This is a genomic window from Cryomorphaceae bacterium, assembly GCA_007695365.1.
GTDB lineage: Bacteria > Bacteroidota > Bacteroidia > Flavobacteriales_D > SKUL01 > SKUL01.
Genome location: REDV01000027.1, coordinates 1 through 7940, shown reverse-complemented (window position 1 = coordinate 7940; position 7940 = coordinate 1). Strand labels below are relative to the sequence as shown.

Below are 7940 nucleotides of genomic sequence, written 5' to 3'. Positions count from 1 at the left end.
GTGATTCGTTTACGCCGGTGTTCGGATACACGCACAAGGATTTCCTGTTCTTCGGCTACGGTTACGACATTCTCACCAACAACCTGCAAAACTATTCCTCCGGATCTCATGAGTTCATGGTAGGTATTCGCCTGAACAGGCACGTGAAGCGTCCGCCCACGGATGTTCCCGCCGGGGCAGAGTAGCATGGGTTACAGAGCCATCCTTTGCGAATCGCTAACTTTGTGTCAAATCAAGGCATCAAACCAACGACTATGTTCGATAACGGCTTGGATGCGATGTTAAACCACACAAAAATGATTACAATGAAATACCTGATGATGAGTTGGCTTGCCTTTGGTATGATGGCTTGCGGCTCGGCTGAAACACCGACTTCAAACGACGATAAAGTGAAAGCTGCGTCTGAGCAGCAGCAACGAAACACCTATGAAGATGTGGATGCAGATCAAATGATCATGCTATTGGAAAGTTCTCCTGGTCTGGTGCTCGATGTGCGTACCGAAGGCGAAATGAGGGATGGTGTGATAGGCGACCCCGCGAAGTGCGACTACCACCGTGCGGAGTTCACAGATTGCCTGGGTTCGCTGGACCCTGAAACAACCGTGTATGTGTATTGCCGGTCAGGTGGACGAAGCAGCGACGCGGCCAAAATGCTCGCAGATCGCGGTTTTAAAAAGGTGTACAACCTGAAAGGTGGAATTACCGGCTGGAAGGCCAAAGGATATCCTATACAATGATGAAGCAAACCACATATGTAGTTCTGGCCCTGGTAACGTCCATGTTTTGGGCATGCGAGGGCGACGCACCTTCATCATCTGCAATAGTGGATGAGGCAGCACTCAAGGAAAAAGGCAAGGAGGTGGTAATGGCCACCGGCAAAGCCCTGATTGGTGCCGTGCAGCAAAGCATGGGTGAGGGCGGAATAGCAGGTGCAGTATCATACTGCAACGTAAAAGCTCTGCCCATTACAGATTCGCTGGCGGCCCGGTATGGCGTGGAAGTTAAACGTACCGCGCTGCGTGTTCGCAATCCGCAAAACCGCCCCACTGACAATGAAAGAACAGCCTTACTCCGAATGGGCGCTTCTGCCGAGCCTGCTCCTGAGTTGGTTGCCCTTGAAGACGGTCAATACGCGTACTATCACCCCATCATGCTTCAGGCATTTTGCCAGGCCTGCCACGGTGCGGTTGAAAGCTTTTCGTTTGAGACGGATTCTATCATACGGCATTATTACCCCGATGACGAAGCGGTAGGCTTTGCCGAGGGCGACCTAAGAGGCATGTGGGCAGTGTATTTCAACTAATTCATAAGAAATCATGGCAAGTTTTCAGGAACTCATTAACGGATCAACTCCGGTATTGGTTGACTTCTACGCAGAATGGTGTGGCCCATGCCAGATGATGGCTCCGGTGCTACAGCAGCTCGCCGGCAAAATGGGTGAGCGGGTAAAAATCCTCAAGGTAGATGTGGACAAGAACCCCCAGGCAGCACAGGCCTACCAGGTACAGGGAGTACCCACCTTTTTGCTGTTCAAGGACGGCAAAGTAGTGTGGCGCCAGTCAGGAGCCATGCCTATTCAAACCCTTCAGGGGGTTATCGAGCAGCACAGCGCATAAGCCGTTTACCGGTCGGTTGCGGGCTGAATATCTTCCGGAATCAGCCCGAAGCTGTAGCCTGCTTCCCGAAGTTTTGTAAGTACGATGGGCAGGGCATAGGTCATTTTTTCCCACGCTTTGTGGCTGTCGTGAAAGACCACGATAGACCCCGGCTCAACGTTGGACATAACGTTTTCCACGCACTGCTCTTTTGATATCTTGTGGTCAAAATCGCCGCTGATAACATCCCACATAATCACCGCAAAGCGTTTTTTGAGGGCTGCGGCCTGTGAGCGCTTGATTTTGCCATACGGGGGCCGAAACAGACGTGATGGAACGCGTTGTGCTGCCTCGAGCACGTTTTTTACATACGAGAAATCGTTGTACTTCCATCCGTTGAGGTGATTGAGGCTGTGGTTGCCCACGCGGTGCCCCTCCTTGAGGATGCGCTCAAAAATTTCCGGGTTGCGCTGAACATTGTCGCCGATGCAGAAAAAGGTTGCCAGGGCGTTGTGCTCTTTCAGAATGTCGAGCGCATCATGGGTTGCCGGAGCCACGGGGCCGTCGTCAAAGGTGATGAACACTTCCTTGTTTGAGGTGGGAATGTCCCAAATCAAATCCTTGTAAATCGGCTTCAGGAAATCCGGTGTCTTTTTGAAGTACATGCCTTAAAAACTTCCCCGTGCTGATCTTCGTTTAGTGGCTTCTATAGCCTCCATGGTAAGGCGATACACCTCGTCCATTTCATCATAGCGGTCGCTGATGTTCTCTACCCAATCACCCTCTTGCTTGTAGAGTGAGTTGACCATCAAATCTACCCGCTGCATCACATACATGCTGGTTTGGATATCGCGTTGCAGAGAGCGTGCGTGTTCGGGCGACAGACTGGCATAATAGCGCATATTGTCTTCAAAAATGTCGAACAGGCGTTGTGAAATGGCGTTGGCTCTCTCGTCCTCGTTGAGTTTGTACAGCGATTCAGTAAGCGGCACCATAACCTGGTTGTAGGGCACGTTGTGTTCGGGCATTACTTCCAGGCACTTAAATAGCACCTCGCGCGCCATGTCTTCCTTGCCCTCGCGAATCAACTCTTCGGCGAGGTTGCTAAACTGCAAACGCAGGTTGGTAATCATGCGCATGTTGTTCTCGTCGAGGTAGATTTCGTCTTCGCTGTCCATGCCGCCCCACTTGAATTTGTTCATCATGGCATCGTACATGCGCTCGGTGTGAATTCTTCCCGTGAGGTTAGGGTTGGGGCTTTTCGGCGCGAATATGGGCACCAATCGGAAAGCCAATCCTTCGAGCTGGAAGTAGCGCTGAAGATTGAGGTAGCTGTCGGGGCCGGTGGTAATGGCGTAGTACATGGGGCGCTTCCATTGATTGGTGGCAAGCATATCCAACATGATAAACTGATTCTTGAGAATATAGCTTTTGTTTACGCGCCATTCAAGGGCAGGTACAATCTGATCCGCAAGAGAGGTGTCAACCACACCAAGCTCAATCACGCTTGCGGAGTCTACGCCCAGCGAGAATGTTTTGGTGGGCATGTAATGCAGGGCCTCACCACCACCAATTTTGAGTACATTCTTATCCTCTAGAGCAAAGTCAACCGCCTTGCGGGCATCTACGAAAATGCCTTTCGGGTTGCGAGAATCTTCCAGGTACACCACATCGCGCGTACCCTGTCGGTACTTCTCTTCCGGAATGGAGATGGGCAATGGATCAGACTCATACACCTTGCGCTTCATTTGGTCAATGTACCAGTCTGTGTTCAAAAGGCTGAGGTTACACACCCGCACATCGGTGCGAATGCCTTCTACTTCCTGGGCATACCAAAGCGGGAAAGTGTCGTTATCGCCATTGGTAAATAAGATGGCGTTGGGCTCACAGGTTTCCAGGTAGTTAATCGCAAAATCCCTACCGGTGTAACGGCTTGATCGGTTGTGATCGTCCCAGCCTTCAGCGGCCATAATGAGCGGCGCAGGCAAGGCAATCAAACCTGCAATGACGGCCAGCATGCTTCCGTTTTTGAGTGCTTTGCCGGCAAAATGCAGCAGCATGAGTGCTCCGAATGCAACCAGTCCCATGTAAAACAGGCTGAAAGAGAAGCTGTGATTTCCGCTTCCAACCAGTTCAAAAACGTAGAGCACCGCACCGGTTCCAAAGGTAATCATGGCTGCTTTCTGCAGTTCGCGCGTAGTTATACTTCGGGCCGCGTCATAAAGGGCATACACACCAAGGCCTATCCAAATGGCAAAGGCGTAGAAAGATCCTGCGTAGGCGTAATCACGTTCGCGTGGCTGCATGGGGTACTGGTTAAGGTACACCACAATGGCCAAACCGGTGAGTAAAAAGAGCATCATGACCACCAGCCAATCGGTGCGGCTGCGGCTCAACTGGTAAAATAAGCCGATGAGACCCAGAATAAATGGAAGCAGGTAAAAGCGGTTGTATGCTTTGTTTTCGGTCATGCTCTCGGGCAGGTAGTCGCGGTTACCGAGGCGTTGCTCGTCAATCATTTTTACCCCACTCAGCCAGTTGCCATCGGTGATGTTCCCATGGCCTTGAACGTCGTTTTGGCGTCCGCCGAAGTTCCACATGAAGTATCGCCAGTACATCCAGTCCACCTGGTATCGGAAAAAGAACCGCATGTTTTCCATGAAGGTGGGCTTGTAGATCACTTGCATCTGGCCGTCGTTGCCACGAGCCCGAATGGGGGTTCCTTTCATATCCGACCACTTTTCGTACTCAGGAACGTGGTGCGCCTGAGAGCTGTACATCCGAGGAAAAACGCCCTTGAAAGCAGGGTTGTAGTTGTACTCGGAATTGGTTCGGGGGTCGGATATGATGTACTTCCGCTCCAGATGATGGCTCTTATCGGGGTTGTTGATGAGGTGTTGCTGGGCCTCCCACTCATTGTTGAAGGTGGTCACCCGCTTGTCGCCGTCTTTAATTACAAAAGCCTTCATCCAGACGGGCTTGCCATCGCTTTTTGGGTCCGATAAATCGAGCGGTGCGTTGTAATAAGGCCCGTAAAGCAGCGGGCGGTCGCCATATTGCTCGCGGTTCAGGTAGGCCAGAAGTGTAAAAACGTTTTCGGGGTTGTTCTCATCCATGGGCGGGTTGGCCGAAGAGCGAATCACAATCATGGCAAAGGTGCTGTAACCGATAAGAATAACCATAAAGCTCAGAATGGCCGTGTTGAGCACCACATTGGGCGATTTAACCCGGCTAACGGCAAAAGCAATGGCGCCAAAGAGCAACGCTACCATCACCTTGGTTCCCATCGACAGGTATGGTCCGATAATCACAGGGAGCAAGGCCAGACCAAGAATGGCGTAAATTGCAATGGCCCAGCGGGGTTGTGGAGATCTTGAGTGGAGCAGGTTGAGCGCAATAAAGCCAACAATAAGCAGTGCAAAATAAAGAGAGCCCGTATTGAAAGGCATGCCCGCCATGTTCGTAAAAAACACCTCGTAGGCCCCCGCCATTTTTACCACACCGGGAATGATAAGGGCTTGAATAACACCCAATACCAACACTGAAATACCCAATGCCACAATGGTGCCTTTGGGTGAGGGCTTGTATTTTTTGAAGTAGTAAACCAAACCGATGGCCGGAATGGTAAGCAGGTTCAGCAGGTGAACCCCAATGCTGAGCCCCATCATGTAGGCGATGAAAACCAGCCAGCGCATTTCGTGGTTGCGATCTTCCAGAGCCTCCCATTTGAGGATGGCCCAGAAAACGATGGCCGTGAACAGCGATGACATGGCGTACACTTCACCTTCCACCGCAGAAAACCAGAAAGAGTCAGAGAAGGTGTAGGCCAACGCTCCTACCACACCGCTGCCAAGTATGGCGATGATTTTGCCACCGTCCAGCTCACCATTCAAATGGCCGAGTTTGCGGCCAAATGCGGTGATGGTCCAGAACAGGAAGAGGATGGTAAATGAACTGGACAATGCCGACATGATATTGACGGCCGCCGCAGCCAGTTCAGGCCCGGTGAATAGCGTAAAGATGCGGCCAAGCATCATAAAAAGCGGTGCCCCCGGAGGGTGGCCCACCTGCAGTTTGTAAGCTGTGGCGATGAACTCACCACAATCCCAGAAACTGGCTGTGGGTTCAATGGTGCTGACGTACACAAAGGTTGCGATGGCAAACACCACCCATCCGGTTACGTTGTTGAGCAACTTGTAATTCATGGGGCTATTTGATTAACGACTGCGAAAATAGAAATTAAAATCAGAGCGATTTTTCTGTGAAGTGGTTTCATGCTGTTTGGAGCAAAACAAAAAGTGTTAACTTTGCCGCGTCAAAATCGAAGCCTACTGCTTCACTGCCCGATGGTGTAACTGGCAACACGTCTGATTTTGGTTCAGAAGAGTCCAGGTTCGAGCCCTGGTCGGGCAACAATGTTAAAACCTCCGCAAGCTGTGGAGGTTTTTTTTTAAGGTAAAGCCTCCTCCAGAAACTCGGCTTTGATAAGCGTTTTGAAGGCCTCGCTCTCGGCCACACGCGGAAAGTACACCTGCATTACATCGGCTACAGGTTGATAGACAAACGAGTTTTGGATTTGCTCTTCGGGCAGAAAAGGCACGTAAAAGTGAATTTTTTCGAGCAGCAAAATCACCACGCTGCAAATCAGCACGGCCTTCATGATCCCAAATAATGAGCCGGCCAGTTTGTTCACCAGGCCCAGGGCTGCCATCTCAACGGTTTTCTGAATAATTCGCGCCAAAAAGTACACGCCCACTACAATGGCAAGAAACACAAGGCTGAAGGCTACCACCGGCATAAAAGGGCCTTCCATACCGTGTTCGCGTTGCAGGTACAGGCCCAATTGATCCGAAAACACAATGGCGCCGTAGATCCCCAGAGCAAGCGCCACCAAAGAGCCTACAGACACAATGAAACCTTTCATAAAACCTCGCACAGCGCCCCAAAGCAGGGGCACAAGAATCAGAAGATCTATATAGCTCATGCCCAAATGTAGGGAGGTAGAGCTGCCCTCTCGACCAACGCATTCAAAAGTTTTTCAACCTGCAAGGTGAATTGCCTTCGGTGGGCAGGTTGTAACTTTGCACCATGGATTTTGCTTTCGAACAAAAATGGAGAGAAGTTACCTCACAACTGGCCCAACATTTCGGACCTGACCTTGACCTCGATGCCATCCTTTTTCTGATCGGCGTGCAGGAGTTGGGTCAAGGGTTCCGCAAATTCACTAAAGACGAAAAGTTACACGTACTGCACATTGCCGTGTGTCGATTGCTGGAACCATACGGGCATTATGAGTTCACCGGAATGGATGACGACGGCTGGCCTCACTACCGCAAAAAAGAAAACCTGCCCAATCTGGATTCGAAAGAGCAGGAGTTATTGATGAAACGCGCTATTGTGGAGTACTTTGACTACTCCAGCACGTAAATCTCTACGTTGGTTACTTCCGGCTCTATCTTCATGATAGTCTTCAGGAAAAGATCCTCATCGGGTGGAGGGAGTTGCTTTGAAATCTCTACCGAAAGTACAGCGAAACCGGCTTGCCCGGCTTTGAAATAGCCTGAATAATCAAAAACGGCGCGTCCGTCTCCATCGGTAAAACGGGTGTCGTCCAGAATGATCTCTCCTGCTTGCTGATCTTGCAGCGAGCTTTCTCCAAACAAACGAACCCTGGCTCCGGGTATGGGAGCACCTGAAGCATTGCGCACATATACCTCGGCAATGGTGTCTTTCTTTTTGTAGCAAGACTCTGTGCCCACAGCCACTAAGCCTGCCACTATCAGCAAACCGGTGATCCGAATCAGCTTTTTCATACTATGCGATATTTCTTAATTTCGCTCCGCAATTTGGGCCTAAACCGCCCCAACAGAAGCAGACAAATTTAGCAAAAATTGACATGATGACATTCCAACGATTACTTCTTCCGGCTTTCATGGTCCTTGCCATGCTCGTTTCACCTTACATCATGGCCCAGGATGGTCAGGACGAGAAGCGAGTGATCATTCGTACAGATTACGGTGATATGATTGTGAAGTTGTACGACGACACCCCGCAGCACAGAGATAATTTTCTGAAGCTGGTTGGGGAAGGTTTTTACGACGGACTGCTTTTTCATCGTGTAATCAGTGGTTTTATGATACAGGGAGGTGACCCCGACTCGAAAAACGCACCGGACGGGGCAGCGCTGGGTACCGGGGGTATGGACTACCGTGTTCCCGCCGAAATTGTGCCAGGCCGGTACCACAAAAAAGGTGCACTGGCCGCTGCCCGCCAGTCGGATCAGGTGAACCCCGCCAAAGAATCATCGGGTTGCCAGTTCTACATTGTACAAGGTCGCGAAACACC

General features: G+C 50.8%; 10 protein-coding genes and 1 tRNA gene. 7 read left to right on the top strand and 4 right to left on the bottom strand.

The features are described from left to right. From EA392_00690 to trxA, 4 genes are all read left to right on the top strand, one after another. On the top strand, window positions 1-185 hold a 185-nt coding region (locus EA392_00690; GenBank protein TVR42155.1), incomplete at its 5' end, for a type IX secretion system membrane protein PorP/SprF. Between the two features lie 69 nt (window positions 186-254). Then, the gene (locus EA392_00685; GenBank protein TVR42154.1) at window positions 255-737 is read left to right on the top strand and encodes a rhodanese-like domain-containing protein; all 483 of its coding nucleotides are present in this window, start codon (window positions 255-257) and stop codon (window positions 735-737) included. Continuing rightward, window positions 734-1303 carry a DUF3365 domain-containing protein gene (locus EA392_00680; GenBank protein ID TVR42153.1) on the top strand — a complete coding sequence of 190 codons (570 nt, stop codon included), beginning with the start codon at window positions 734-736 and terminating at the stop codon, window positions 1301-1303. The genes EA392_00685 and EA392_00680 overlap by 4 nt, the downstream gene beginning before the upstream one ends. A gap of 13 nt (window positions 1304-1316) precedes the next feature. Further along, window positions 1317-1616, top strand: coding sequence for a thioredoxin (gene trxA / locus EA392_00675; GenBank protein ID TVR42152.1), 300 nt, complete (start codon window positions 1317-1319; stop codon window positions 1614-1616). Between the two features lie 5 nt (window positions 1617-1621). Here trxA and EA392_00670 read toward each other — a convergent pair whose 3' ends face one another. Both EA392_00670 and EA392_00665 read right to left on the bottom strand, forming a co-directional pair. Continuing rightward, on the bottom strand, window positions 1622-2260 hold the full coding sequence (locus EA392_00670; protein ID TVR42151.1) for a polysaccharide deacetylase family protein: 639 nt from the start codon (window positions 2258-2260) through the stop codon (window positions 1622-1624). 3 nt (window positions 2261-2263) lie between these two features. Next, window positions 2264-5800: a DUF2723 domain-containing protein gene (locus EA392_00665; GenBank protein ID TVR42150.1), complete on the bottom strand. Its 3537-nt coding sequence runs from the start codon at window positions 5798-5800 to the stop codon at window positions 2264-2266. Between the two features lie 135 nt (window positions 5801-5935). Here EA392_00665 and EA392_00660 point away from each other — a divergent pair. Further along, window positions 5936-6011 (top strand) — tRNA-Gln (locus EA392_00660). Between the two features lie 34 nt (window positions 6012-6045). Here the strand turns inward: EA392_00660 and EA392_00655 are convergent. Next, entirely contained in the window at window positions 6046-6579 is a 534-nt protein-coding gene (locus EA392_00655; protein TVR42149.1) for a CvpA family protein, read from the bottom strand. Window positions 6580-6683: 104 nt separating this feature from the next. Here EA392_00655 and EA392_00650 point away from each other — a divergent pair, with 104 nt between their 5' ends. Then, window positions 6684-7022, top strand: a complete 339-nt coding sequence (locus tag EA392_00650; protein ID TVR42148.1) for a hypothetical protein — start codon at window positions 6684-6686, stop codon at window positions 7020-7022. Here EA392_00650 and EA392_00645 read toward each other — a convergent pair. Further along, window positions 7007-7408, bottom strand: coding sequence for a hypothetical protein (locus EA392_00645; GenBank protein TVR42147.1), 402 nt, complete (start codon window positions 7406-7408; stop codon window positions 7007-7009). The two genes, EA392_00650 and EA392_00645, sit on opposite strands and share 16 nt — an antisense overlap. Window positions 7409-7494: 86 nt before the next feature. Between EA392_00645 and EA392_00640 the strand changes: the two genes are divergently transcribed. Then, the coding region (locus tag EA392_00640; protein TVR42156.1) for a peptidylprolyl isomerase at window positions 7495-7940 on the top strand (446 nt) is incomplete at its 3' end.

Coding starts and splice junctions, on each gene's coding strand:
- EA392_00685 (TVR42154.1), top strand. CDS start 255: ATGTTCGATAACGGCTTGGATGCGATGTTAAACCACACAAAAATGATT.
- EA392_00680 (TVR42153.1), top strand. CDS start 734: ATGATGAAGCAAACCACATATGTAGTTCTGGCCCTGGTAACGTCCATG.
- trxA (TVR42152.1), top strand. CDS start 1,317: ATGGCAAGTTTTCAGGAACTCATTAACGGATCAACTCCGGTATTGGTT.
- EA392_00670 (TVR42151.1), bottom strand. CDS start 2,260: ATGTACTTCAAAAAGACACCGGATTTCCTGAAGCCGATTTACAAGGAT.
- EA392_00665 (TVR42150.1), bottom strand. CDS start 5,800: ATGAATTACAAGTTGCTCAACAACGTAACCGGATGGGTGGTGTTTGCC.
- EA392_00655 (TVR42149.1), bottom strand. CDS start 6,579: ATGAGCTATATAGATCTTCTGATTCTTGTGCCCCTGCTTTGGGGCGCT.
- EA392_00650 (TVR42148.1), top strand. CDS start 6,684: ATGGATTTTGCTTTCGAACAAAAATGGAGAGAAGTTACCTCACAACTG.
- EA392_00645 (TVR42147.1), bottom strand. CDS start 7,408: ATGAAAAAGCTGATTCGGATCACCGGTTTGCTGATAGTGGCAGGCTTA.